The organism is Pedobacter cryoconitis (assembly GCF_001590605.1).
Taxonomy (GTDB): Bacteria; Bacteroidota; Bacteroidia; order Sphingobacteriales; family Sphingobacteriaceae; genus Pedobacter; species Pedobacter cryoconitis_A.
The window spans coordinates 4,273,233-4,294,269 of record NZ_CP014504.1; the positions used below are offsets into that span (position 1 = coordinate 4,273,233).

Consider the following 21,037-nt stretch of genomic DNA (forward strand, 5'->3'; position numbering starts at 1 on the left):
TCAATCTAATCATACCTCAATAATTTTTTCTTAACCTTGACGCTGCTTGTACTTAGGATTTTTCTTGTTGATTACGTAAAGTTTACCTTTACGACGAATAATCTTGCAATCAGCGCTGCGTTTTTTAATTGATGACCTAACTTTCATTTTATTTATATCTATAAGTAATCCTGCCCTTTGACAAATCGTAAGGCGACATCTCTAATTTTACTTTGTCCCCAGGTAATATCTTAATGTAGTGCATCCTCATTTTACCTGAGATATGAGCAATAATCTCGTGACCATTCTCCAGCTCAACGCGGAACATGGCATTTGATAATGCTTCTCTTATTACACCGTCTTGTTCAATCGAGGCTTGTTTAGCCATATAATATTGATTTTTACTTGATTAGCTGCTATTAAACAGGGTTGCAAAATTAAATAAAAATATTTAATTATTTACCTTTTTTCTTTTAAAACTTCTTCAATAAATGAAAAGGTCGATAAAACGTCTGCTTTGCCCTTTTTAACAGCAATTGTGTGCTCAAAATGTGCTGACGGTGAATTATCACGACTGGTAACAGTCCATCCATCAGACCAAAACTTTACATTAGCAGTACCGGCGTTAATCATTGGCTCTATGGCAATTACCATTCCTTCCTCTAATTTCATCCCTGTGCCCCGTTTACCATAGTTTGGTACTTCGGGCTTCTCATGTAATTTAACGCCAACACCATGACCAACAAGCTCTCTCACCACACCAAAACCGTTCTCCTCTGCTAAAGACTGTACCGCGAACCCTACATCACCGATACGGGATCCGACAATAGCTTTATCAATGGCACGTTTTAAACATTCCTGAGTGATATCAACCAGCTTCTGACGCTCAGGGCTAATCTCTCCGATAGAGAAAGTATAAGCCGAATCACCAAAGAAGTTGTTTTTAATAACACCACAATCGACAGAAATTAAATCGCCTTCCTGTATCACATAATCACCTGGAAATCCATGAACAACCTGCTCATTTGGAGAAATACAAAGTGAATACGGAAATCCGTTATAGTTTAGAAATGCAGGGATTGCTCCGTTATCTTGTATATAAGTCTCCGCGAGTTTATTTAACTGCATTGTTGTAACCCCTGGTGCAATGATCTTTGCGACTTCTGCAAGCGTCTTAGACACCAATAATGAGCTTTCCCTGATTAGCTCAACTTCTTCGGGAGACTTATAATAAACCTTAGACATTCAATATTAAATTACAGCATTGCTACTGCTTGTATTTGCAGCGGCTACACCTGTACGACCTGTTACTCTTCCTGTTTTCATTAATCCATCATAATGACGCATTAATAAATAACTTTCAATCTGCTGCAAAGTATCCAGCACAACACCCACTAAGATCAGCAGTGATGTACCACCATAGAAATGCGCGAATTCAGATTTGATACCGAATTTTACTGCAATCGATGGAAGGATAGCGATAATAGCTAAGAATACTGAACCTGGAAAGGTGATCTTAGAAATTACATCATCAATATAAGATGAAGTTGCCAGCCCTGGTTTGATGCCAGGAATGAAACCGCCATTTTTCTTCATATCATCAGACATCTGTACCGGATTAACAGTAATCGCAGTATAGAAGAATGTGAAAGCAATGATTAAAAATGCAAACGTTAAGCTGTAAGCCAGTGAAGTAGGATCACTAAACTGGATTAACCAGGTATTCTGCAATTTAGGAAAGAACTGGGTTACTGTGGTTGGGATAAACATCAATGCCTGAGCAAAGATGATTGGCATTACACCAGCAGCATTCACTTTCAATGGAATATATTGTCTTACGCCACCGAATTGTCTGTTACCAACAATACGTTTTGCATATTGAACAGGAACCTTACGGACACCCTGAACAATAAGGATAGTAAACATTACCACAGCAAACAATGCAACGATTTCCAGAACAAGCGCGATTAAGCCACCATCTCCAACAAATCTTGAACTGATCTCCTGTTGTAAAGCTATCGGAAGACGTGCGATAATACCAACCATAATGATTAGTGAAATACCATTTCCTATACCTTTATCAGTAATTTTCTCCCCTAACCACATCACAAACAAAGTACCGGCAGATAAAACAAATGTTGCAAGCACAAAGAATAAAGTGTGGTCAATCAGAATTGCTTCTGGTGGGACCTGAGTCTTTACATAACCAACAGCCTGAACAGCTGTAATAGCTACAGTTAAGTAACGGGTAATCTGATTTAGTTTATTTCTGCCACTCTCTCCTTCTTTTTGCATTTTCTGGAAAGAAGGAACAGCGATACCTAATAACTGAACTACAATTGATGCAGAAATGTAAGGCATTACCCCAAGAGCAAGAACAGATACGCGGGAGAATGAACCTCCAGCAAACATATCAAGCAGACCAAGGATACCAGATTTCTGATTATCGCCTAAAGCTGTTGCATCCACACCTGGTAAAACCACGTGAGAAACGAACCTGTAGACCAAAAGAATTACGAGCGTAAATACGATACGCTCTTTTAATTCTTGAATTTTCCAAATATTACTTAAAGTAGTAAAGAGCTTCTTCATTAATTATAATTAATTACAATTTTTCTATTGAGCCTCCAACAGCTTCAATAGCTTTCTGTGCAGTTGCAGAAAAAGCATGTGCTTTAACTTCGATTTTAGATTTTACTTCACCACGACCCAAGATCTTGATCAGATCATTTTTGTGTGCTAAACCATGATCCTGCAAAGTAGCGAAATCAATAGTCGTTAAGCTGAATCTTTCTGCTAAACCTTGTAATACGTCTAAGTTAACGCCTACATATTCAACACGGTTAATTGGTTTGAAACCAACCTTAGGTACACGACGTTGTAATGGCATTTGACCACCTTCAAAACCGATTTTAGTTTTGTGACCAGAACGCGATCCAGCACCTTTATGACCACGAGTGGAAGTACCACCACGACCAGAACCAGTACCACGACCTATTCTTTTACTATTTTTAGTAGAACCTGATGCAGGTTTTAAATTACTTAAGTTCATTTTGAAACTTATTGTGCTGCCCTTCGCTTTCACTAATCAGGGCAACGGTTAAACATATACAAAGGTTGCAAATTAGCAAAATTAAACTAATTTACAACCTCTGCGAATTATATACTTTCGATAGCTACTAAGTGATTCACTTTTCTTATCATTCCAATGATAGCAGCATTAGCCTCAACTTCTACAGAATGGTTTATTTTTCTTAAACCTAATGCCTGAATAGTTCTTTTTTGACGCTCGCTTCTGTCAATGATACTTTTTACCTGGGTTATTTTGATCTTAGCCATGTTCTTATCCGTTAAAAACTTTGTTTAAATCAACACCACGTTGCTGAGCGATGGTATAAGCATCACGCATTTTTGTTAAAGCATCTACTGTTGCTTTTACCACGTTGTGAGGATTTGATGAACCTTTTGATTTTGCTAATACGTTGTGTACACCAGCACTCTCTAAAACAGCACGCATTGCACCACCCGCGATAACACCTGTACCTACTGCAGCTGGTTTGATTAATACAAAACCACCTGAGAATTTACCGATTTGTTCGTGAGGAACAGTACCGTTTAACAAAGGAACTTTTACCAAGTTCTTTTTAGCATCATCGATACCTTTAGCAATTGCTTCAGTTACCTCTTTTGCTTTACCTAAACCATAACCTACGATTCCGTTTTCATCTCCAACAACTACGATAGCTGAGAAACTGAAAGTACGTCCACCTTTGGTTACTTTGGCAACACGTTGTATACTAACTAAACGGTCTTTTAATTCGACCTCGCTAGTCTTAACTCTTTTTATATTGATAGTTGACATTCTTATCTATTTTCAGATTAAAATACTAAACCAGCTTCACGGGCACCTTCTGCCAACGATTTTACGCGACCATGGTATAAATAGCCATTTCTATCGAAAACAACTTCTTTAATGCCAGCTGCGATTGCTTTTTCAGCTACTAATTTACCTACAGCTACAGATTGCTCTGATTTGTTACCATTACTAGAAAAATCTTTAGATAATGATGATGCTGATACGATTGTGCTTCCAGTTACGTCGTTAATGATTTGAGCATAAATTCCTTTATTGCTTCTATAAACTGATAAACGTGGACGGCTTTCAGAACCGGTAAGTCTTTTTCTGATTCCTTTTTTTATACGATCTCTACGAGATAATTTTTTCCCTGCCATGATGATTATTTTTTAGAAGCTGATTTACCTGCTTTTCTTCTTAACACTTCGCCTACAAACTTGATACCTTTACCTTTATATGGCTCTGGTGCACGTAACGAGCGTATTTTCGCTGCTACCTGACCGATCAGTTGTTTGTCAATACTTTCTAAAATGATTTTAGGAGTCTGACCTTTTTCTGAAGTCGTAGTAACTTTAATCTCTTCCGGCAATTGGAATACATAATGGTGAGAGAAACCTAAAACAAGATCAAGTGTATTACCTGTGTTAGTTGCGCGGTAACCCACACCAACTAATTCCTGAGAGATTTTGTAACCTTCTGTTACACCAATAACCATATTGTTTAACAATGAACGGTATAAACCATGCAATGCTTTGTGTCTTTTTTGTTCAGTCGGGCGAGTTACAGTAACTACACCGTCTTCCTGAGAAACAGTGATGTCTACATCAACTGCTTGTGTTAATTCACCTTTTGGGCCTTTTACAGTTACTAAATTGTCTTTATCAACTGTAATTGTTACTCCAGCAGGTACACTAATTGGGGCTTTTCCTATTCTTGACATTTTGCTATCCTCCTTTAATTAATAAACGTGACACAAAACTTCGCCACCAATGTTTAGTCTGGCCGCTTCTTTATCTGTCATCACTCCTTTAGAAGTAGACAAGATAGCGATACCTAAACCGTTCAATACTCTCGGCATATTATCAACGCCTGCATACTGCCTTAAACCTGGCTTGCTGATACGCATCAATGTGCGGATAGCAGGGATTTTAGTTATAGGATTGTATTTCAAAGCGATTTTAATCGTTCCCTGAACTGTTGTTTCCTCAAACTTGTAGTTGGCAATGTAACCTTTGTCAAAAAGTACTTTAGTAATTTCCTTTTTAAGATTTGATGCAGGAATTTCTACAATTCTGTGATTTGCCTTAATGGCATTTCTTACTCTTGTAAGATAATCTGCTATTGGATCTGTATTCATCTTTGTTGATTTGTGATAGTGGTTTCCTTTCCGAACAATTCGGAGCGACCTTCCATCGGTTAATTTTTCTATTTAAACGCATAACGTTAGAAGTTAAACGCATATGCGTAAAACTCTCTAACGTAAAACGATTTTACCAGCTTGCTTTGGTAACTCCAGGAATTTTTCCTGCTAATGCCATATCACGGAATGTAACCCTTGATATACCGAAAGTACGCATGTAACCACGTGGACGGCCAGTTAATTTACAACGGTTGTGTAAACGTACTGGTGATGAGTTTTTTGGTAACTTATCTAATCCTTCGAAATCACCTGCAGCTTTTAATTCTGCACGTTTATCTGCATATTTAGCTACCAATCTCTGGCGCTTAATTTCGCGAGCTTTTACACCTTCTTTTGCCATTATTGATCTGTATTAAGGGTTTGGTTTTTAAACGGTAATCCAAATTGCTTTAAAAGTTCCAATGCTTCAACATCAGTTGTTGCTGAAGTTACAAAGGTAATATCCATACCTAAAATCTTAGAGATTTTGTCGATGTTGATCTCAGGGAAGATGATTTGTTCAGTAATACCTAATGTGTAATTACCTTTTCCATCAAATCCTTTATCATTGATACCTTTGAAATCACGGATACGCGGTAAAGCTACGGAAATTAAACGATCTAAAAACTCAAACATGTTATTGTCACGTAAAGTTACACGTACACCTACTGGCATACCTTTACGTAATTTAAAGTTTGAGATATCTTTTTTAGATTTCGCTCCAACTGCTTGCTGACCTGTGATTGTGCTCATTTCTAAAATAGAACTGTCCATAATCTTTTTGTCAGTTACAGAGAAACGACCAACACCCTGGTTGACAGCTATTTTCTCTAACTTAGGAACTTGCATTACGCTTTTGTAATTGAACTTCTCTTTAAGAGCAGCTACAATTTCCTCTTTGTATTTAGTCTTTAATCTTGGTATGTAAGTCATTATTTGATCTCCTCTCCTGATTTTTTAGATACCCTAACTAATTTCCCATCAGCATTAAGCTTTCTGCCAACACGCGTAGTTTTTCCTGATTTAGGATCAATTAACGCAACGTTAGAAATATGAAGAGCAGCCTCTTTTTTAATGATACCTCCGTTAGGATTAGCAGCATTCGGTTTTGTATGTTTAGACACAAGGTTAACACCTTCTATCAGTATCCTGCTTTTAGTAATTAATACTGAAAGCACTTTACCTTCCTGGCCTCTTGAATCACCAGCGATAACCTTTACTAAATCTCCTTTACGGATTTTAATTTTTGGTTGAACAGTTACTTTATTTTTCATTTTATAATACCTCCGGTGCTAATGATACAATCTTCATGAATTGTTTCTCACGCAGTTCTCTCGCTACCGGGCCAAAAATACGTGTTCCACGCGGCTCATCTTGTGCATTTAATAAGACTGCTGCATTATCGTCGAAACGGATGTAAGAACCATCTTTACGTCTGATCTCTTTCTTTGTTCTTACAACAACTGCTTTAGAAACGGTTCCTTTTTTAATGTTACCTGAAGGCAATGCACTTTTAACGGTAACAACGATTTTGTCACCAATAGAAGCGTATCTCTTTCCGGTTCCACCAAGTACACGGATAACCAATACTTGTTTTGCGCCGCTATTGTCGGCTACGTTTAATCTTGATTCCTGTTGTACCATGTTATTTAGCCCTCTCTAAAATTTCCACTAATCTCCAGTTCTTGTTTTTACTCAGCGGACGAGTCTCCATGATAAGTACTGTATCACCAATACCACAATCGTTTTTCTCGTCATGAGCCATAAATTTGGTAGTTTTCTTAACAAACTTACCATAGATCGGGTGTTTCACTTTACGTTCTACCGCTACAACAACAGATTTATCCATTTTGTTGCTTACCACCAACCCGGTTCTTGTTTTTCTTAATTGTCTTTCCATTTCGACTCTAAAGTTATTTAGTTTCACTAGCTGACTCAGCATTACGCTTAGTCATTTCAGTATTTAATCGGGCGATGTCTTTTCTTACCTTAGTGATACGGGTAGGATTCTCTATAGCCGAAATTGTATGTGCAAATTTTAACTTAACTAAGTTTTCTTTTTCTTCTGCAATCCTGACTACTAGTTCTTCTTTTGAAAGCCCTGTGATTTCTGAGTTCTTCATTTTATTAATTTTTATGTTCTGGGTCTAGCGGTTATAAAAACAAGTTACTTACAACATTGACCCCAAAACTCTTTTTATGCTTCTACGTAATCTCTACGTACTACAAACTTGGTTTGGATAGGTAATTTTTGAGCAGCTAATCTCATTGCTTCTTTAGCAACTTCTAACGATACACCTTCAGCTTCAAAAATGATGCGTCCTGGTCTAACAACAGCTACCCAGTACTCTGGAGCACCTTTACCTTTACCCATACGTACTTCAGCTGGTTTCTTAGTAACCGGTTTGTCCGGGAAAATTCTAATCCACACTTGGCCTTCACGTTTCATGAAACGAGTTACCGCAATACGGGCTGCCTCTATCTGACGACTTGTAATCCAGGTCGCCTCTAAAGATTTAATCCCGAAAGACCCGAATGATAATTCAGCTCCACGTGTAGCTAAACCCTTCATTCTGCCCTTTTGCATCTTTCTGAACTTCGTTCTTTTTGGCTGTAACATTTTATCTTAATATTATCGTAAAACGATCTGTTAACTAATTATTTACGAGGACCTCTGTTAGGAGTATTTCCGCCTCTATTATCTCTACCTGGACCGCCTTGACCTGGACCACCCTGACCTGGACCTCTTCCACGACCACCTTTGTTGTCGTTTCTTCTGTCACCACCGCCACGGTTATCTCTGTCTCTGCCACCTGCACCAAAAGCACCTTCAGGTCTGCCACCTTTACCAGGAGCGTTACTTACTGCACCAATGTTTGGAGAAAGATCACGTTTACCATAAACTTCGCCTTTACAGATCCATACTTTAACACCAATCTTACCATAGGTAGTTAATGCTTCAGCTAATGCATAGTCAATATCAGCACGGAAAGTATGCAAAGGAATTCTTCCCTCTTTATACTGCTCGTTACGAGCCATCTCTGCTCCGCCTAAACGACCTGAAGTCATTATTTTGATACCTTCAGCACCCATACGCATTGTTGATGCGATAGTTGACTTCATGGCTCTACGGAAAGAGATCCTTGCCTCTAATTGTTTTGCTACACCTTCTGCTACCAGTTGTGCATCAAGCTCAGGACGTTTGATCTCAAAAATGTTAATTTGAATTTCCTTTTTAGTCAATTTCTTTAACTCTTCTTTGATCTTATCAACCTCAGCTCCTGCTTTACCGATCACGATACCCGGACGTGCAGTGTGGATAGTTACAGTGATACGTTTTAACGTACGTTCGATAACTACTTTAGCTACTCCTCCTTTTGCGATACGCACAGAAAGATATTTTCTTATTTTTTCGTCCTCAACTAATTTGTCAGCATAGTTGTTGCCACCGAACCAGTTAGAATCCCAACCTCTGATGATTCCTAACCTGTTTCCTATTGGATGTGCTTTTTGTCCCATTTCTACTAATTAGTTTGAGTTTCAACGTTTTTACTATCTACTATCAAAGTTACATGGTTAGAACGCTTACGTATTCTGTAACCACGACCTTGAGGTGCTGGTCTCAGTCTTTTCAACTGACGGCCGCCACCAACCATTATCGTTTTCACGTATAATTGGTTTTCTTCAGGGCGAGAACCTTCATTTTTAGTTTCCCAGTTTTTGATTGCTGATAACAAAAGTTTTTCAACTCTTATTGCCGCTTCTTTATTGGTAAATTTTAAAATATGTAATGCTTTCTCAACACGCTCACCTCTGATAAGATCTACAACCAAACGCATCTTACGTGGTGAGGTTGGACAATTGTTTAATTTCGCTACTGCTTCCATCTCTTAATTATTTTTTCTTTTCAGAGTGACCCCTAAATGTTCTGGTTGGAGCAAACTCTCCCAGCTTGTGACCAACCATGTTTTCTGTTACGTATACCGGTATAAATTTATTACCGTTATGCACTGCAAATGTATGACCCACAAAATCTGGTGAGATCATTGATCTGCGTGACCAAGTTTTAATGACAGACTTTTTGCCTGAATCATTCATAGATACTACTTTCTTCTCTACGTTATGGTCAATATAAGGTCCTTTTTTAATCGAACGAGCCATTATTTCTTCCTTTTCTCTATGATGAAACGATTTGAGTATTTTTTAAGTTGACGGGTCTTGAAGCCTTTAGAATACATACCATTCCTTGATCTTGGCTGACCACCTGATGAACGACCTTCACCACCACCCATTGGGTGATCGACAGGGTTCATCGCAACCGGACGTGTTCTAGGACGACGTCCTAACCAACGTTTACGACCTGCTTTACCTAATACTTCATTTGCGTGATCTGAATTTGAAACAGATCCGATAGTTGCTAAACAAGTAGTCAAGATTAATCTTGTCTCACCTGATGGCATTTTCAATGTAGCATATTTACCATCACGCGCAGCTAATTGTGCATAAGCACCAGCACTACGAGCCAATTGAGCACCACGACCCGGATGAATCTCCACGTTGTGTACAATTGATCCCAAAGGGATATTTGATAATTTTAAAGCGTTTCCAACTTCTGGAGTCGCTGTATCACCTGATAATACTTTTTGCCCAACTTGTAAGCCTTCTGGTGAAATAATGTAACGCTTCTCACCATCAGCATAATGTAATAATGCGATACGTGCAGTACGGTTTGGATCGTATTCAACAGTAGCAACTGTTGCAGGAATATCAAACTTATCACGTTTAAAATCAATTAAACGGTAAGATTTTTTGTGACCACCACCCATGTAGCGCATAGTCATCTTTCCTGTATTGTTACGTCCTCCCGATTTCTTAGAAGAAACAACCAATGATTTTTCGGGCTTGGTTGCTGTAATCTCCGAAAAACTGGCCCCAACTCTAAAGCGGGTACCCGGAGTGACTGGTTTAAATTTTCTTAAGCCCATAGTTATAAAATATTCAATTCTTATTAAATGTTCGCGTAATAATCAATTGTTTCACCTGCTGCCAGAGTAACAATCGCTTTTTTGTATTTCGGGCTACGACCCGTAACTAAACCACCTTTTGTATTTCTTGATTTTAACTTTCCGTTTACAATCATAGTATTGATTGCAAGGATGTTAACACCATACATTTTTTCGATAGCTTGTTTAATTTGCAATTTGTTTGCTTTGTGTTCAACCTGGAAAGTAAAGCGGCTTGACTTTTCTGTAAGTGCAGAAGCTTTTTCGGTTAGTATTGGTTTTTTTAAAAATTCCATATTACTTGGCAAATGCCTCCTCCAATGTTTTAACAGTGTTTGCAGTTAATAAAAGTTTACCACAGTTTAATACATCATATGTATTGATCTGATCAACAGTAATTACTTTTACTTTCTGGATGTTTCTGCTTGATAAATAAATATTGTTATCCTGAACAGGTAAAACCAACAAAGTTTTCTCACCAGTTAAGCTTAACGCATTAACTAAAGCGATGTAATTTTTAGTTTTGATTGAATCAAAAGTAAAATCTTCTAAAACAAGGATGTTTGAATCCTGAGCTTTATATGACAACGCAGATTTACGTGCCAGTGATTTTAATTTTTTATTCAGTTTAAAACTGTAATCACGTGGTTGAGGACCGAATACACGACCACCACCATTAAACAATGGAGATTTGATACTACCCGCACGAGCACCACCAGTTCCTTTTTGTTTATACAATTTACGTGTTGAACCAGCGATTTCATTACGTTGTTTAGACTTGTGAGTACCCTGACGTTGATTAGCCAAATACTGTTTAACATCTAAATAAATTGCATGATCGCTAGGTGTTACACCAAATACCGACTCAGGAAGTTGCACCTTGGCACCTGTCTCTTTTCCTGAAATGTTTACTACATTTAATTCCATCTGCTTACTTGTCTAAGATTACGTAAGAACCTTTAGCTCCTGGAATGGAACCACTAACTACAACAAGATTTTGATCTGCATAAACTTTCAAAACCTGTAAGTTCTGAACCTTCACTCTATCTCCACCCATTCTACCTGCCATACGCATACCTTTAAATACACGTGCTGGATACGAAGCCGCACCCAATGAACCTGGCGCACGCATTCTGTTATGCTGACCGTGAGTTTGTCCACCCACACCCGCAAATCCATGGCGTTTCACAACACCTTGAAAACCTTTACCTTTTGAAGTACCAACTACATCAACAAAATCGCCTTCAGCAAAAATGCTAACCGTAACAGTATCGCCTAAATTCAACGATTCCTCAAACGGTTCAAATTCTACCAACTTACGTTTTGGAGTTGTGCTTGCTTTCGCAAAGTGGCCTTTTAAAGGCTTGGTGGTGTTCTTTTCTTTAGCTTCATCGAAGCCTAACTGAACTGAAACGTAACCGTCTTTCTCTGCGGTCTTAACCTGTGTAACTACACAAGGCCCAGCTTCGATCACCGTACATGGAATGTTTTTTCCATCGGCGTCGAAAATGCTGGTCATTCCTACTTTTTTTCCAATAATACCTGACATTTTCTTTTTTAAATTTAACACCCATCGAAGCAGTAGGGCTTCGTTCAAGGTGGATACACATCCCCATTAAGGGAGGGCAAAAATAGGAAATAAATCTTAATGATCAAATAGTTAGCGAATTTATTTTGTAAATAAATGCTATTATTTTTGGAGAGATCGGATAAAACGCAGTTAAGCCATTAATTATCCTACCAGCTTGTTACTCAAACTGATCAGAATTACGCACAATACAAACACGCCAATCAGCACATACAAATAATCGCGCTCGATCAGGAAGCCGAAAATCGAAAAAACGACCCGTGTAACCGGCGTAAAAATCAGGAGTAAAGTTCCGGATTGTATGATGGCCTTTCCATCTAAAACACTTAAGCCCTGAAAGATAGCCAGAATTGAAGAATATTTTGTCTTCGAAGGATTAAAAACACTGTAATCAATGATTTCACGGCTATATCCGCTCAAATAGATCACTCCGCCAATGAAAACCACCAGCATTGAAGCAATCACCCCTACCCTGAGCAAAGTACCCAGAATAACTTGTATATCTTTATCCGCGAAATAATGTTTACCCATTTGCTTCATTACAGTTTTCCCGCTAATCCATTGTAAATCATTTGCAGCGCCAGGAAAGTGACCACGACGGCAAATATAACTTTAAGTTTATCAGTATTGGTCTTCACCAATAATTTAGACCCCACTGTAGCCCCTGTAAGCACGCCTAAAGTAACCGGCATTGCTATCCCCGGATCAATCTGTCCCCGGTGCAAATAAACGATTGCACTCGCAGCAGCGGTTACGCCCATCATGAAATTACTGGTAGTTGTAGATACTTTAAATGGTAAACGCATAATATTATCCATTGCCACCACTTTTAAAGCCCCTGAACCAATCCCAAGCAGTCCGGAAATAATTCCGGCAACAAACATCATAACAAAGCCGCCTACCACATTATGTACCCCGTATTTAACCGTACCACCGGCCGTAGGATAACTTCCGTTTAACTTAAAGAAATTGGCCAGTACACCTGTTGTTCTGTCATCTGAATGATCTACCTTTTTACGCACCATCATTGCCGCAGAAAAGAGGAGAATACAACCGAAGATCACTGCAATATAACTTGGATTGATATAAACTGTGATTACCGCCCCTATCACCGCACTGATTGTTGTTGCAATTTCCAGGAACATCCCAATCCGGATATTGGTAATCCCTTCTTTAACATAAGCTGCTGCCGAGCCCGAAGAAGTCGCAATTACGGAAACAATAGAAGCCCCGATCGCATAGTGGATATCAACTCCTAAAACCAGTGTTAATAAGGGAATTATAATAACCCCACCACCCAAGCCAGTTAAAGAACCCACCAGTCCTGCTAAAAAAGCACCAGCCAAAACAATAATTGTAAATAGTAATACCGACATTGAGACAAATATACTATCTGGAAGCAATTATCCTTAAATATATCTCATTTAGCCAGTGTTTAAATTTCACGGCCAATTTATAAACAGGCTCTTAGAATAATTAGTTAATTTTGAGAAACAGCACGGCTAAATTAGCCGAAAAAACATCCTCATTCATAAAACGAATTCACCATGTCCTATTCTTTAACTAAAGTTGACGATTTAACTGCCCAATTAAGATCATTAGCGTCAATCAGTACAGAGAACTTAAAAAAGCTGAACAAGAAATTTCGTATGGAATTCAACTACAACTCTAATCATATGGAAGGGAATACACTATCCTATGGAGAAACTGAGTTACTATTAATGTTTGATGATACCAAAGGAAATCATCAATTCAGAGAATATGAAGAAATGAAAGCCCATGATGTTGCTTATCAAATGATAGAAACCTGGGCATCAGCTACAGAACGTCCATTAACAGAACAGAATGTAAAAGAGCTGAACAGGATCATATTGATACGTCCTTTCTGGAAAGAAGAGCAAACAGCAGACGGACAGGAAACACGCAGAGAAATAAAGGTTGGTAATTATAAAGCATATCCTAATTCTGTATGCCTATCCAATGGTGAGTTATTCGAATATGCTTCACCGACCGATACGCCTATACTCATGCATGAGCTGATGGATTGGTATAGAACAGAAGAAGACGGCCTGCATCCTATTACCCTGGCAGCTATGTTTCATTATAAGTTCGTTCGCATTCATCCCTTCGATGATGGCAATGGTAGAATTGCCCGCTTATTAATGAATTATGTATTATTAAGAAATGGCTTACCACCTGTGATCATCAAATCAGAAGATAAGGCTGGCTACCTGCGCGCTTTGCATTTTGCTGATATAGGTGACTACGAACCTTTCATAGCGTACATCGCTGACCAAGCCGTATGGTCATTAGGGATTTCGATAAAAGCAGCGAAAGGCGAAGATATTGAGGAGACAAGTGATTTACAAAAAGAAATAGCCCTTTTAAACAGAAGACTTACTGTAGAAAATAAACCGAGCAAGCATCCTATCGCTGTTTATGAAGTTTTCAAATGGTTTTCTAAGGAAGTATGGCCAGCTATACAGGAATCACTTGAACAGTTCGATAGTTTATTCGCAGAAAAAAAGTCCTATTATTATACGAATCAAGTTGAGGAAACTTACGAAAAGAAAAATATATTGGAATCTCCCTTGTTAAGATCAACAGCCCCTCCTAAAGTTAAAATATTTGGATTAGATATTTACAAAGAAGAGGTCTGTCAAATTGATTGGAAAACCATCTTATACGGTATAAAGGGAGCATCAGCAAATCCTGAAATAGAAATAAAAGCAGTCATAGAATTCAAAACAGCTCACTACGAGCTCAATATCAAACTTGATAATAATACCATATCAAACACAAGTTACCACTATAATGACCGGATGCTTAAAAGTGATATTCAAAAACTTCAAACCTCATTAACTAAACAAATACTCGAAGAAATAAAAGCAAGGATACAGTAATTAATGTATATTAAAGGATGATGAGAATTCATATATGATCCATTTCAATAGCTAAAACACAATAAAATTAAAATCTCATTGTTAAATTATAAATAATCTATTCCAAATGAACAAATTCCTATTCCCGCTCCTTACCCTTGTGATGATTAACCTATCATTTATGCAAAGCAATGCACAGGTAAAACTACCTGTTGATAGTGCAAAAGCAGACCCAAGCCTAAGAGGTCAGTATGAATTGATGCTTGCAAAATCAAAAACAGTCAGTACTTATAAATTGATCAACCCCTACAGACTTTCTACTTTTTATAAAAGCGTGACTGATTCTATCCGGAAAGAACGCAATACTTATAAAACAGCAAATGCGAAAGTAGCTGAACAAGCTAAAACAATCACTGAACTGAATAACCAGATTAAAGGAAATGAGAACTCTCTTGCCACTTCAAATTCAAAAGTGAATGAGATCAACTTTCTAGGGATTTCTTTTGCCAAAGGGACTTATAACACGATTGTATGGACACTGATTATTGTACTGGCATTAGGCTTTGCTTTTGTGACTATCAGGTCTGCTAAAAACACCCATGAAGCCAAATACAGAACCGGTCTGTACGAAGAAATTTCACAAGAATATCAGGCTTATAAAGTGAAAGCAAATGAAAAAGAAAAGAAACTAGCCAGAGAATTACAAGACGAACGTAATAAACTGGATGAATACAGAGGCCGGGGTCTTTAATCCCCTCCGCTTCTTTAACATAAAAATGCCGCTGAAAAAACCAGCGGCATTTTTATTGAATTGAAATTAATAACACTTAAAATCTTGCAATTATATCCATTGCAGCCGTATACTGATCCTTTTTAACTCCATTATCATAAGGGGTTATGCCATCTTTATAAGCATGCTCATACCTGATTTCAGGACGAATCATAATCAAACTGTTAAAGTGGTGTACAAAGCCTATCGTATGATCTGAATATTGAGTTGCATAGCCTGTTCTGTTTCCTTGTGGATCACTCAAATAACCATTACGGACTGACAGGTAATCTTTAGCAGAAAGTTTGACCTGGAAATAATTGACCGCACCAACAGCCTTTGAAGTTCCAGGTATTAAACTTCCTGCACCCACTCCAGTATAAAAATCTTGTGGAGGACCATCTATCACAGTACCCCCTACCAGGGCATCCTTTTGCCACATATAATAAACTTCGGTCATCATATGCACCGTTCCATTAAAGCGGTGGCCCCAGGTAGCAACCAACATCTGCAGGTTATCATGGTTATTTTTATACTTACCTGATCCCAGAGAGTTAATTCCTCCAAAAAGAGAGTTGTTATTATCAGCAGATACCCAACGCGCCATCAGCAAACCATTTAAACTTGCAGAATTACTCCAGGGAGCCATGTCATTACCAGCATGCGCACCTGCCATTAACTGCCAGTGTGCGCCTAATTTGAAAGTCGCTTGTACACCAGTGAAAGTATAAGGATCGACCGTGAACATCAATGAGTGTGAGTATAAATAATTATCAGGAGCCCATTGTGCTTCAATATCAGCAGGAGAAATAAAACGGCCAATTTTCAAAATCAGACCATCGGCAACTTTAGGAAAGTAAAGCAAACCATAAATCTCAGCCGGGTCATAACCATATTTATTATTATGTTTCAGCAGCTGATCACTGAAGTAACCTTTACCTGTGGTATACCGGTAATCCGTTCCGAATATATTAGTCAATAGAAATCCGTAGTCGAAGTGTTTTGTTTGTACCGTATTCGGTTGTCTTTCTATCTTGATGATGGCTTGATCCAATCCGGCCCCATTAGGTACAATATCATAAGATTCAGGCGCATTTGAATGTTTCGATGAACTTATATTCCCGCCGAAATCAAGCCAGCCATATATCTTGAAACGCCCCTTCAGGCCCAGTAATTTTTGTAAAGGATAATTTGGTGCTTCAGAATTTACACCAATTAAAGGAGCTCCATCCCACTCCGAACTTGGAAAAGGGGGCGAGTCAATAGGTGAAGGCAGTGAACGGGCCACTGTATCTTTTTTTACTTTTAAAGTGTCTTGTTGTGCGTATCCATTGAACGCAAGAGCTGTCATCGCGATGATTGCCAGTAGTAGTTTTTTCATTATGACTCAGTGTGTTTATTTTAATACTTACTACCTCTTCCAAGCAAATGCCACAAATAAGATCAAAAACACAAAATACTCATAAACAATGTATTGCATCAAAAAACACTCAGTACATTCTATTTTAACCAAAAAATACCATCCCAAAATGGAAAGGTATTTTTTCATAATGAAACATGAATCTAACACGTAAAATCAAGGATTTTTTCCAGTAGTCCAACAACAGGAAAACCTCCTTACAAAGAAAAAGGCCTCCGGAAATTCCGAAGGCCTTTTTCTTTGTAAGCTAAAAAAGCATTAAACTTTGATTTCTACTTCAACACCGCTAGGTAATTCAAGTTTCATCAACGCATCAACAGTTTTAGAGTTAGAGCTATAAATATCTAACAAACGTTTGTATGCACATAATTGAAACTGCTCACGTGCTTTTTTGTTCACGTGTGGTGAACGTAAAACAGTGAAGATTTTCTTTTCTGTTGGCAATGGAATTGGTCCACTAACAACTGCACCCGTAGGTTTTACAGTCTTAACGATTTTCTCAGCAGATTTATCTACTAAGTTGTAATCGTAAGATTTTAATTTAATTCTGATTCTTTGGCTCATCTTATTTTTATTTAAAGCCGCCTGTTAGAGCTATTAATAACAGGCAGCTGATTTATTTTTTATTAATCAGCAGATTTGATTCTGCCTTTTGATTTAGCAACTACTTCTTCCATTACGTTTCTTGGAGCTGGTTCGTAGTGATCAAACTCCATAGTAGACGTTGCACGACCTGAAGTGATTGTACGTAACTGAGTTACATAACCAAACATTTCAGAAAGTGGTACAGTTGCTTTAATTACCTGAGAACCATTACGTGTATCCATACCTAATAGCTGACCACGACGACGGTTCATGTCACCGATAACATCACCCATGTTTTCTTCAGGGGTTAAGATTTCGATTTTCATGATTGGCTCCATCAATACTGGGCTACATTTAGGTAATGCTTCACGATATGCCATTTTAGCAGCAAGTTCGAAAGATAAGGCATCTGAATCGACTGCGTGGAATGAACCATCAATTAAACGAACTTTCATATCTGGAAGTGGGTATCCAGCTAAAACTCCGTTAGACATTGAAGCAGCAAATCCTTTCTCCACTGAAGGAATAAATTCACGAGGAATAGAACCACCTGAAATTTCGTTTACAAATTGTAAACCACCTTTTTCATAATCAGCATCGATTGGCGAAATAACAACTTGAATGTCCGCGAATTTACCACGACCACCAGATTGTTTTTTATACGTCTCACGGTGTTGAACAGTACCAGTGATTGCTTCTTTGTAAGAAACCTGTGGCGCTCCCTGGTTAACCTCTACTTTAAACTCACGTTTTAAGCGGTCAATCAGGATATCCAAGTGAAGCTCACCCATACCAGAGATAATTGTCTGACCAGAATCCTCATCAGTTTGTACTCTGAACGTAGGATCTTCTTCAGCTAATTTAGAAAGTCCGATACCTAATTTATCAACATCAGCTTGAGTTTTAGGCTCAATAGCTAATCCGATAACCGGCTCAGGGAAGTTCATTGACTCCAGAATGATTGGGTTTTTCTCATCACAAAGTGTATCACCTGTTTTGATATCTTTAAAGCCTACAACCGCAGCAATATCACCAGCTCCAACATTTGGAATAGGATTTTGCTTGTTTGCATGCATTTGGAAGATACGGGAGATACGCTCTTTGTTCTCAGAACGCGCATTGTATACGTATGAACCAGCCTCTAAGTTACCCGAGTAAACACGGATAAAACATAAACGACCTACGAAAGGATCTGTTGCAATTTTAAATGCTAAAGCTGCAAAAGGCTCTGACTCACTTGGTTTACGTAAAACTTCTTCACCTGTATTTGGATTAGTTCCAATTACACCTTCCTGATCCATTGGTGAAGGCAATAATTCCATCACGTAATCAAGCATGGTCTGAACACCTTTGTTTTTGAAAGATGAACCACAAACCATAGGTACAATTTTAGCATCCAATACTGCCTGGCGTAATGCATCCAAAACTTCACGTTCAGTGATAGTTTCAGGAGCTTCGAAGAATTTCTCCATCAAAGACTCATCATACTCAGCAACAGATTCTAATAATTTTTCTCTCCATTCAGCAACTTCATCCAGCATATCTTCTGGAATTGGCACTTCAGTAAAGGTCATCCCTTTATCATGCTCATTCCAAACGATACCACGGTTGTTGATTAAATCAACAACACCTTTAAAGCCTTCTTCAGCACCGATAGGTAATTGTAAAGGAACTGCATTACTGCCTAACATGCTTTTAACCTGTCCAACAACTTTCAAGAAATCAGCACCATTACGGTCCATCTTGTTAACGAAGCCGATACGGGCAACATTGTAGTTGTTAGCTAAACGCCAGTTAGTTTCAGATTGAGGCTCAACACCATCAACTGCAGAAAATAAGAATACCAATCCATCCAATACACGAAGTGAACGGTTTACCTCAACGGTAAAATCCACGTGACCCGGTGTATCGATGATGTTAATATGGTAATCTTGTCCTCTATATTTCCAGCCAACAGTAGTAGCAGCAGAAGTAATAGTGATACCACGTTCCTGTTCCTGTGCCATCCAGTCCATTGTTGCAGCACCTTCGTGCACTTCACCAATTTTGTGACTAACACCAGCATAATAAAGGATACGCTCTGTAGTAGTGGTTTTACCAGCATCAATGTGCGCAGCAATACCAATGTTTCTTGTGAATTTTAAATCTCTTGACATCTTATGTTTTCAGTAATTAAAAACGGAAATGTGAGAACGCTTTGTTGGCTTCAGCCATTTTATGCGTATCTTCTTTCTTCTTAACTGCAGCACCTTCACCTTTAGCAGCTGAAACGATTTCTCCTGCTAATTTTTCTTTCATGGTTTTTTCACCACGTCTGCGTGCATAAGAAATTAACCATTTCATGCCTAAAGCAATTTTACGGTCTGGACGAACTTCAGTAGGAACCTGGAAGTTAGCACCACCAACACGGCGTGACTTAACCTCAACTGCAGGCATTACATTTGTTAGAGCACGTTTCCATACTTCTAATCCATTTTCACCAGCTTTTTTCTCAGCTAATTCTACTGCATCATAAAAAATAGAGTAAGCGATAGATTTTTTTCCATCGTACATCATATTGTTTACAAATCTCGTCACCTGAACATCGTTAAATTTCGGATCAGGAAGGATAATTCTCTTTTTTGGTTTTGACTTTCTCATTTTCTGTTCCTCCTAATTATTTCTTTTTACCTTTTGTTGGTGCGGCAGCTACCTGACCTGGTTTAGGACGTTTAGTACCGTATTTTGAACGACGTTGGTTACGACCAGCAACTCCTGAAGTATCTAAAGCTCCACGGATGATGTGATAACGTACACCTGGTAAATCTTTAACACGACCACCACGGATCAATACAATGGAGTGCTCTTGTAAGTTGTGACCTTCTCCAGGAATATAAGCGTTAACTTCTTTTCCATTGGTCAAACGTACACGTGCAACTTTACGCATTGCTGAGTTTGGTTTTTTAGGGGTAGTGGTATATACACGTGTACATACACCTCTTCGCTGTGGACAGCTGTCCAACGCAGGAGACTTACTCTTGAACTCCAGTGCTACTCTACCTTTTCTAACTAATTGTTGAATGGTTGGCATTGTTTTTTGTTTTTTCTATATTGTTATTAAAAACTTTACCCCTCAATAAGGGACTGCAAAGGTAAGACAATACAATTTATAAATCAAGGGGTTAACTATAATTTAATCCTTTTCAAACATAAAAAAACGAAAACACAGACTTACAGGGTATTTACGGGTTACAGAATGTGTAGTTTACCCGCAGGGGAAGGAAAAATACTTTGCCGTCAGGGCAAAGTATTTAATGAAATGTATCCAGGTAAAGTTTCTCTACTTTCTTACGTGCCCACTCCGTCTTTCTTAAAAAAGTCAGACTTGATTTTAAACTTGGGTCATTGTTAAAACAAGCAATTTTTATCATTGCACCCATTTCGGGCCATCCATAATGCCACACCAGTTGTTTAAGAATAAACTCCAATGTTTTCCCATGTAATGGGTTATTAACCTGTTTCTCTTCTGCCATAAAATTTCTTTCGATGGCCAAAGATAAAAAACTTGTCGCATATA

At 38.3% G+C, this 21,037-nt stretch carries 34 protein-coding genes; 2 read left to right on the forward strand and 32 right to left on the reverse strand.

Features of this window, described 5'->3' with window-relative positions; all coding sequences use genetic code 11:
* Positions 1–30: 30 nt before the first annotated feature.
* The 26 genes from rpmJ to AY601_RS17880 form a co-directional block, all read right to left on the reverse strand.
* Complete coding sequence (gene rpmJ, locus AY601_RS25410; RefSeq protein ID WP_010599887.1) at positions 31–147, reverse strand: 50S ribosomal protein L36; 117 nt, start codon at positions 145–147, stop codon at positions 31–33.
* Between the two features lies 1 nt (position 148).
* On the reverse strand, positions 149–367 hold the full coding sequence (infA, locus tag AY601_RS17760; RefSeq protein ID WP_008244555.1) for a translation initiation factor IF-1: 219 nt from the start codon (positions 365–367) through the stop codon (positions 149–151).
* A 71-nt stretch (positions 368–438) separates the two neighbouring features.
* The gene (gene map / locus AY601_RS17765) at positions 439–1,224 is read right to left on the reverse strand and encodes a type I methionyl aminopeptidase (RefSeq protein WP_068403477.1); all 786 of its coding nucleotides are present in this window, start codon (positions 1,222–1,224) and stop codon (positions 439–441) included.
* Positions 1,225–1,230: 6 nt separating this feature from the next.
* A complete protein-coding gene (secY, locus tag AY601_RS17770) occupies positions 1,231–2,571 on the reverse strand; it encodes a preprotein translocase subunit SecY (RefSeq protein ID WP_068403479.1) in 1,341 nt (446 codons plus the stop codon).
* A 13-nt stretch (positions 2,572–2,584) separates the two neighbouring features.
* Positions 2,585–3,031: a 50S ribosomal protein L15 gene (gene rplO, locus AY601_RS17775; RefSeq protein ID WP_068407681.1), complete on the reverse strand. Its 447-nt coding sequence runs from the start codon at positions 3,029–3,031 to the stop codon at positions 2,585–2,587.
* A 107-nt stretch (positions 3,032–3,138) separates the two neighbouring features.
* Positions 3,139–3,318: a 50S ribosomal protein L30 gene (gene rpmD, locus AY601_RS17780; protein WP_068403481.1), complete on the reverse strand. Its 180-nt coding sequence runs from the start codon at positions 3,316–3,318 to the stop codon at positions 3,139–3,141.
* Positions 3,319–3,322: 4 nt separating this feature from the next.
* Positions 3,323–3,841 (reverse strand): 30S ribosomal protein S5, encoded by a 519-nt coding sequence (gene rpsE / locus AY601_RS17785; protein WP_068403483.1) that lies wholly within the window; start codon positions 3,839–3,841, stop codon positions 3,323–3,325.
* A 17-nt stretch (positions 3,842–3,858) separates the two neighbouring features.
* On the reverse strand, positions 3,859–4,221 hold the full coding sequence (gene rplR, locus AY601_RS17790; RefSeq protein WP_420480563.1) for a 50S ribosomal protein L18: 363 nt from the start codon (positions 4,219–4,221) through the stop codon (positions 3,859–3,861).
* On the reverse strand, positions 4,218–4,775 hold the full coding sequence (rplF, locus tag AY601_RS17795; RefSeq protein WP_068403489.1) for a 50S ribosomal protein L6: 558 nt from the start codon (positions 4,773–4,775) through the stop codon (positions 4,218–4,220). The genes rplR and rplF overlap by 4 nt, the downstream gene beginning before the upstream one ends.
* Before the next feature lie 18 nt (positions 4,776–4,793).
* Complete coding sequence (gene rpsH / locus AY601_RS17800) at positions 4,794–5,192, reverse strand: 30S ribosomal protein S8 (protein WP_041878531.1); 399 nt, start codon at positions 5,190–5,192, stop codon at positions 4,794–4,796.
* A 133-nt stretch (positions 5,193–5,325) separates the two neighbouring features.
* Positions 5,326–5,595, reverse strand: coding sequence for a 30S ribosomal protein S14 (rpsN, locus tag AY601_RS17805; RefSeq protein ID WP_041878530.1), 270 nt, complete (start codon positions 5,593–5,595; stop codon positions 5,326–5,328).
* A complete protein-coding gene (gene rplE, locus AY601_RS17810; protein WP_068403493.1) occupies positions 5,595–6,167 on the reverse strand; it encodes a 50S ribosomal protein L5 in 573 nt (190 codons plus the stop codon). The genes rpsN and rplE overlap by 1 nt, the downstream gene beginning before the upstream one ends.
* The gene (gene rplX, locus AY601_RS17815) at positions 6,167–6,508 is read right to left on the reverse strand and encodes a 50S ribosomal protein L24 (protein WP_068403495.1); all 342 of its coding nucleotides are present in this window, start codon (positions 6,506–6,508) and stop codon (positions 6,167–6,169) included. The genes rplE and rplX overlap by 1 nt, the downstream gene beginning before the upstream one ends.
* A gap of 1 nt (position 6,509) precedes the next feature.
* Positions 6,510–6,878 (reverse strand): 50S ribosomal protein L14, encoded by a 369-nt coding sequence (gene rplN, locus AY601_RS17820; RefSeq protein WP_041878524.1) that lies wholly within the window; start codon positions 6,876–6,878, stop codon positions 6,510–6,512.
* Between the two features lies 1 nt (position 6,879).
* The gene (rpsQ, locus tag AY601_RS17825) at positions 6,880–7,134 is read right to left on the reverse strand and encodes a 30S ribosomal protein S17 (protein WP_037442595.1); all 255 of its coding nucleotides are present in this window, start codon (positions 7,132–7,134) and stop codon (positions 6,880–6,882) included.
* A gap of 13 nt (positions 7,135–7,147) precedes the next feature.
* Positions 7,148–7,357: a 50S ribosomal protein L29 gene (gene rpmC, locus AY601_RS17830; RefSeq protein ID WP_068403496.1), complete on the reverse strand. Its 210-nt coding sequence runs from the start codon at positions 7,355–7,357 to the stop codon at positions 7,148–7,150.
* A gap of 74 nt (positions 7,358–7,431) precedes the next feature.
* Positions 7,432–7,854: a 50S ribosomal protein L16 gene (gene rplP / locus AY601_RS17835; RefSeq protein ID WP_068403497.1), complete on the reverse strand. Its 423-nt coding sequence runs from the start codon at positions 7,852–7,854 to the stop codon at positions 7,432–7,434.
* A gap of 38 nt (positions 7,855–7,892) precedes the next feature.
* The gene (gene rpsC / locus AY601_RS17840) at positions 7,893–8,753 is read right to left on the reverse strand and encodes a 30S ribosomal protein S3 (protein ID WP_041878513.1); all 861 of its coding nucleotides are present in this window, start codon (positions 8,751–8,753) and stop codon (positions 7,893–7,895) included.
* A 5-nt stretch (positions 8,754–8,758) separates the two neighbouring features.
* Complete coding sequence (rplV, locus tag AY601_RS17845) at positions 8,759–9,121, reverse strand: 50S ribosomal protein L22 (RefSeq protein WP_037442604.1); 363 nt, start codon at positions 9,119–9,121, stop codon at positions 8,759–8,761.
* A 7-nt stretch (positions 9,122–9,128) separates the two neighbouring features.
* Positions 9,129–9,395: a 30S ribosomal protein S19 gene (rpsS, locus tag AY601_RS17850; RefSeq protein WP_008244581.1), complete on the reverse strand. Its 267-nt coding sequence runs from the start codon at positions 9,393–9,395 to the stop codon at positions 9,129–9,131.
* Positions 9,395–10,219, reverse strand: a complete 825-nt coding sequence (gene rplB / locus AY601_RS17855) for a 50S ribosomal protein L2 (protein ID WP_068403499.1) — start codon at positions 10,217–10,219, stop codon at positions 9,395–9,397. Before rplB ends, rpsS begins: the two co-directional genes overlap by 1 nt.
* Before the next feature lie 23 nt (positions 10,220–10,242).
* Positions 10,243–10,533 (reverse strand): 50S ribosomal protein L23, encoded by a 291-nt coding sequence (gene rplW / locus AY601_RS17860; RefSeq protein WP_068403500.1) that lies wholly within the window; start codon positions 10,531–10,533, stop codon positions 10,243–10,245.
* 1 nt (position 10,534) lies between these two features.
* Positions 10,535–11,164 carry a 50S ribosomal protein L4 gene (rplD, locus tag AY601_RS17865; protein WP_068403503.1) on the reverse strand — a complete coding sequence of 210 codons (630 nt, stop codon included), beginning with the start codon at positions 11,162–11,164 and terminating at the stop codon, positions 10,535–10,537.
* Positions 11,165–11,168: 4 nt separating this feature from the next.
* Positions 11,169–11,786: a 50S ribosomal protein L3 gene (gene rplC, locus AY601_RS17870; RefSeq protein ID WP_068403505.1), complete on the reverse strand. Its 618-nt coding sequence runs from the start codon at positions 11,784–11,786 to the stop codon at positions 11,169–11,171.
* Between the two features lie 183 nt (positions 11,787–11,969).
* Positions 11,970–12,356, reverse strand: a complete 387-nt coding sequence (locus tag AY601_RS17875; RefSeq protein WP_232324622.1) for a DUF1634 domain-containing protein — start codon at positions 12,354–12,356, stop codon at positions 11,970–11,972.
* 8 nt (positions 12,357–12,364) lie between these two features.
* Entirely contained in the window at positions 12,365–13,201 is an 837-nt protein-coding gene (locus tag AY601_RS17880) for a sulfite exporter TauE/SafE family protein (protein WP_068403510.1), read from the reverse strand.
* A 171-nt stretch (positions 13,202–13,372) separates the two neighbouring features.
* Here AY601_RS17880 and AY601_RS17885 point away from each other — a divergent pair, with 171 nt between their 5' ends.
* Both AY601_RS17885 and AY601_RS17890 read left to right on the forward strand, forming a co-directional pair.
* Positions 13,373–14,728: a Fic family protein gene (locus AY601_RS17885; RefSeq protein ID WP_068403513.1), complete on the forward strand. Its 1,356-nt coding sequence runs from the start codon at positions 13,373–13,375 to the stop codon at positions 14,726–14,728.
* 106 nt (positions 14,729–14,834) lie between these two features.
* Positions 14,835–15,458, forward strand: a complete 624-nt coding sequence (locus tag AY601_RS17890) for a hypothetical protein (RefSeq protein WP_068403516.1) — start codon at positions 14,835–14,837, stop codon at positions 15,456–15,458.
* 76 nt (positions 15,459–15,534) lie between these two features.
* On the opposite strand, the gene AY601_RS17895 is transcribed toward AY601_RS17890, so the two are convergent.
* From AY601_RS17895 to AY601_RS17920, 6 genes are all read right to left on the reverse strand, one after another.
* A complete protein-coding gene (locus AY601_RS17895) occupies positions 15,535–16,857 on the reverse strand; it encodes an outer membrane beta-barrel protein (RefSeq protein ID WP_068403519.1) in 1,323 nt (440 codons plus the stop codon).
* Positions 16,858–17,154: 297 nt separating this feature from the next.
* Positions 17,155–17,460: a 30S ribosomal protein S10 gene (gene rpsJ, locus AY601_RS17900; RefSeq protein ID WP_008244591.1), complete on the reverse strand. Its 306-nt coding sequence runs from the start codon at positions 17,458–17,460 to the stop codon at positions 17,155–17,157.
* 62 nt (positions 17,461–17,522) lie between these two features.
* A complete protein-coding gene (fusA, locus tag AY601_RS17905; RefSeq protein WP_068403523.1) occupies positions 17,523–19,637 on the reverse strand; it encodes an elongation factor G in 2,115 nt (704 codons plus the stop codon).
* Between the two features lie 16 nt (positions 19,638–19,653).
* Positions 19,654–20,121 carry a 30S ribosomal protein S7 gene (rpsG, locus tag AY601_RS17910; RefSeq protein WP_041878496.1) on the reverse strand — a complete coding sequence of 156 codons (468 nt, stop codon included), beginning with the start codon at positions 20,119–20,121 and terminating at the stop codon, positions 19,654–19,656.
* A 16-nt stretch (positions 20,122–20,137) separates the two neighbouring features.
* Entirely contained in the window at positions 20,138–20,551 is a 414-nt protein-coding gene (rpsL, locus tag AY601_RS17915) for a 30S ribosomal protein S12 (RefSeq protein ID WP_008244597.1), read from the reverse strand.
* Positions 20,552–20,771: 220 nt separating this feature from the next.
* Positions 20,772–20,993: a VF530 family DNA-binding protein gene (locus tag AY601_RS17920; RefSeq protein WP_068403525.1), complete on the reverse strand. Its 222-nt coding sequence runs from the start codon at positions 20,991–20,993 to the stop codon at positions 20,772–20,774.
* Between the last annotated feature and the right edge of the window lie 44 nt (positions 20,994–21,037).

Bases quoted from the DNA above. Each gene is read 5' to 3' on its own strand.
- rpmJ (WP_010599887.1), bottom strand. From the start codon at position 147: ATGAAAGTTAGGTCATCAATTAAAAAACGCAGCGCTGATTGCAAGATT.
- infA (WP_008244555.1), bottom strand. From the start codon at position 367: ATGGCTAAACAAGCCTCGATTGAACAAGACGGTGTAATAAGAGAAGCA.
- map (WP_068403477.1), bottom strand. From the start codon at position 1,224: ATGTCTAAGGTTTATTATAAGTCTCCCGAAGAAGTTGAGCTAATCAGG.
- secY (WP_068403479.1), bottom strand. From the start codon at position 2,571: ATGAAGAAGCTCTTTACTACTTTAAGTAATATTTGGAAAATTCAAGAA.
- rplO (WP_068407681.1), bottom strand. From the start codon at position 3,031: ATGAACTTAAGTAATTTAAAACCTGCATCAGGTTCTACTAAAAATAGT.
- rpmD (WP_068403481.1), bottom strand. From the start codon at position 3,318: ATGGCTAAGATCAAAATAACCCAGGTAAAAAGTATCATTGACAGAAGC.
- rpsE (WP_068403483.1), bottom strand. From the start codon at position 3,841: ATGTCAACTATCAATATAAAAAGAGTTAAGACTAGCGAGGTCGAATTA.
- rplF (WP_068403489.1), bottom strand. From the start codon at position 4,775: ATGTCAAGAATAGGAAAAGCCCCAATTAGTGTACCTGCTGGAGTAACA.
- rpsH (WP_041878531.1), bottom strand. From the start codon at position 5,192: ATGAATACAGATCCAATAGCAGATTATCTTACAAGAGTAAGAAATGCC.
- rpsN (WP_041878530.1), bottom strand. From the start codon at position 5,595: ATGGCAAAAGAAGGTGTAAAAGCTCGCGAAATTAAGCGCCAGAGATTG.
- rplE (WP_068403493.1), bottom strand. From the start codon at position 6,167: ATGACTTACATACCAAGATTAAAGACTAAATACAAAGAGGAAATTGTA.
- rplX (WP_068403495.1), bottom strand. From the start codon at position 6,508: ATGAAAAATAAAGTAACTGTTCAACCAAAAATTAAAATCCGTAAAGGA.
- rplN (WP_041878524.1), bottom strand. From the start codon at position 6,878: ATGGTACAACAGGAATCAAGATTAAACGTAGCCGACAATAGCGGCGCA.
- rpsQ (WP_037442595.1), bottom strand. From the start codon at position 7,134: ATGGAAAGACAATTAAGAAAAACAAGAACCGGGTTGGTGGTAAGCAAC.
- rpmC (WP_068403496.1), bottom strand. From the start codon at position 7,357: ATGAAGAACTCAGAAATCACAGGGCTTTCAAAAGAAGAACTAGTAGTC.
- rplP (WP_068403497.1), bottom strand. From the start codon at position 7,854: ATGTTACAGCCAAAAAGAACGAAGTTCAGAAAGATGCAAAAGGGCAGA.
- rpsC (WP_041878513.1), bottom strand. From the start codon at position 8,753: ATGGGACAAAAAGCACATCCAATAGGAAACAGGTTAGGAATCATCAGA.
- rplV (WP_037442604.1), bottom strand. From the start codon at position 9,121: ATGGAAGCAGTAGCGAAATTAAACAATTGTCCAACCTCACCACGTAAG.
- rpsS (WP_008244581.1), bottom strand. From the start codon at position 9,395: ATGGCTCGTTCGATTAAAAAAGGACCTTATATTGACCATAACGTAGAG.
- rplB (WP_068403499.1), bottom strand. From the start codon at position 10,219: ATGGGCTTAAGAAAATTTAAACCAGTCACTCCGGGTACCCGCTTTAGA.
- rplW (WP_068403500.1), bottom strand. From the start codon at position 10,533: ATGGAATTTTTAAAAAAACCAATACTAACCGAAAAAGCTTCTGCACTT.
- rplD (WP_068403503.1), bottom strand. From the start codon at position 11,164: ATGGAATTAAATGTAGTAAACATTTCAGGAAAAGAGACAGGTGCCAAG.
- rplC (WP_068403505.1), bottom strand. From the start codon at position 11,786: ATGTCAGGTATTATTGGAAAAAAAGTAGGAATGACCAGCATTTTCGAC.
- AY601_RS17875 (WP_232324622.1), bottom strand. From the start codon at position 12,356: ATGGGTAAACATTATTTCGCGGATAAAGATATACAAGTTATTCTGGGT.
- AY601_RS17880 (WP_068403510.1), bottom strand. From the start codon at position 13,201: ATGTCGGTATTACTATTTACAATTATTGTTTTGGCTGGTGCTTTTTTA.
- AY601_RS17885 (WP_068403513.1), top strand. From the start codon at position 13,373: ATGTCCTATTCTTTAACTAAAGTTGACGATTTAACTGCCCAATTAAGA.
- AY601_RS17890 (WP_068403516.1), top strand. From the start codon at position 14,835: ATGAACAAATTCCTATTCCCGCTCCTTACCCTTGTGATGATTAACCTA.
- AY601_RS17895 (WP_068403519.1), bottom strand. From the start codon at position 16,857: ATGAAAAAACTACTACTGGCAATCATCGCGATGACAGCTCTTGCGTTC.
- rpsJ (WP_008244591.1), bottom strand. From the start codon at position 17,460: ATGAGCCAAAGAATCAGAATTAAATTAAAATCTTACGATTACAACTTA.
- fusA (WP_068403523.1), bottom strand. From the start codon at position 19,637: ATGTCAAGAGATTTAAAATTCACAAGAAACATTGGTATTGCTGCGCAC.
- rpsG (WP_041878496.1), bottom strand. From the start codon at position 20,121: ATGAGAAAGTCAAAACCAAAAAAGAGAATTATCCTTCCTGATCCGAAA.
- rpsL (WP_008244597.1), bottom strand. From the start codon at position 20,551: ATGCCAACCATTCAACAATTAGTTAGAAAAGGTAGAGTAGCACTGGAG.
- AY601_RS17920 (WP_068403525.1), bottom strand. From the start codon at position 20,993: ATGGCAGAAGAGAAACAGGTTAATAACCCATTACATGGGAAAACATTG.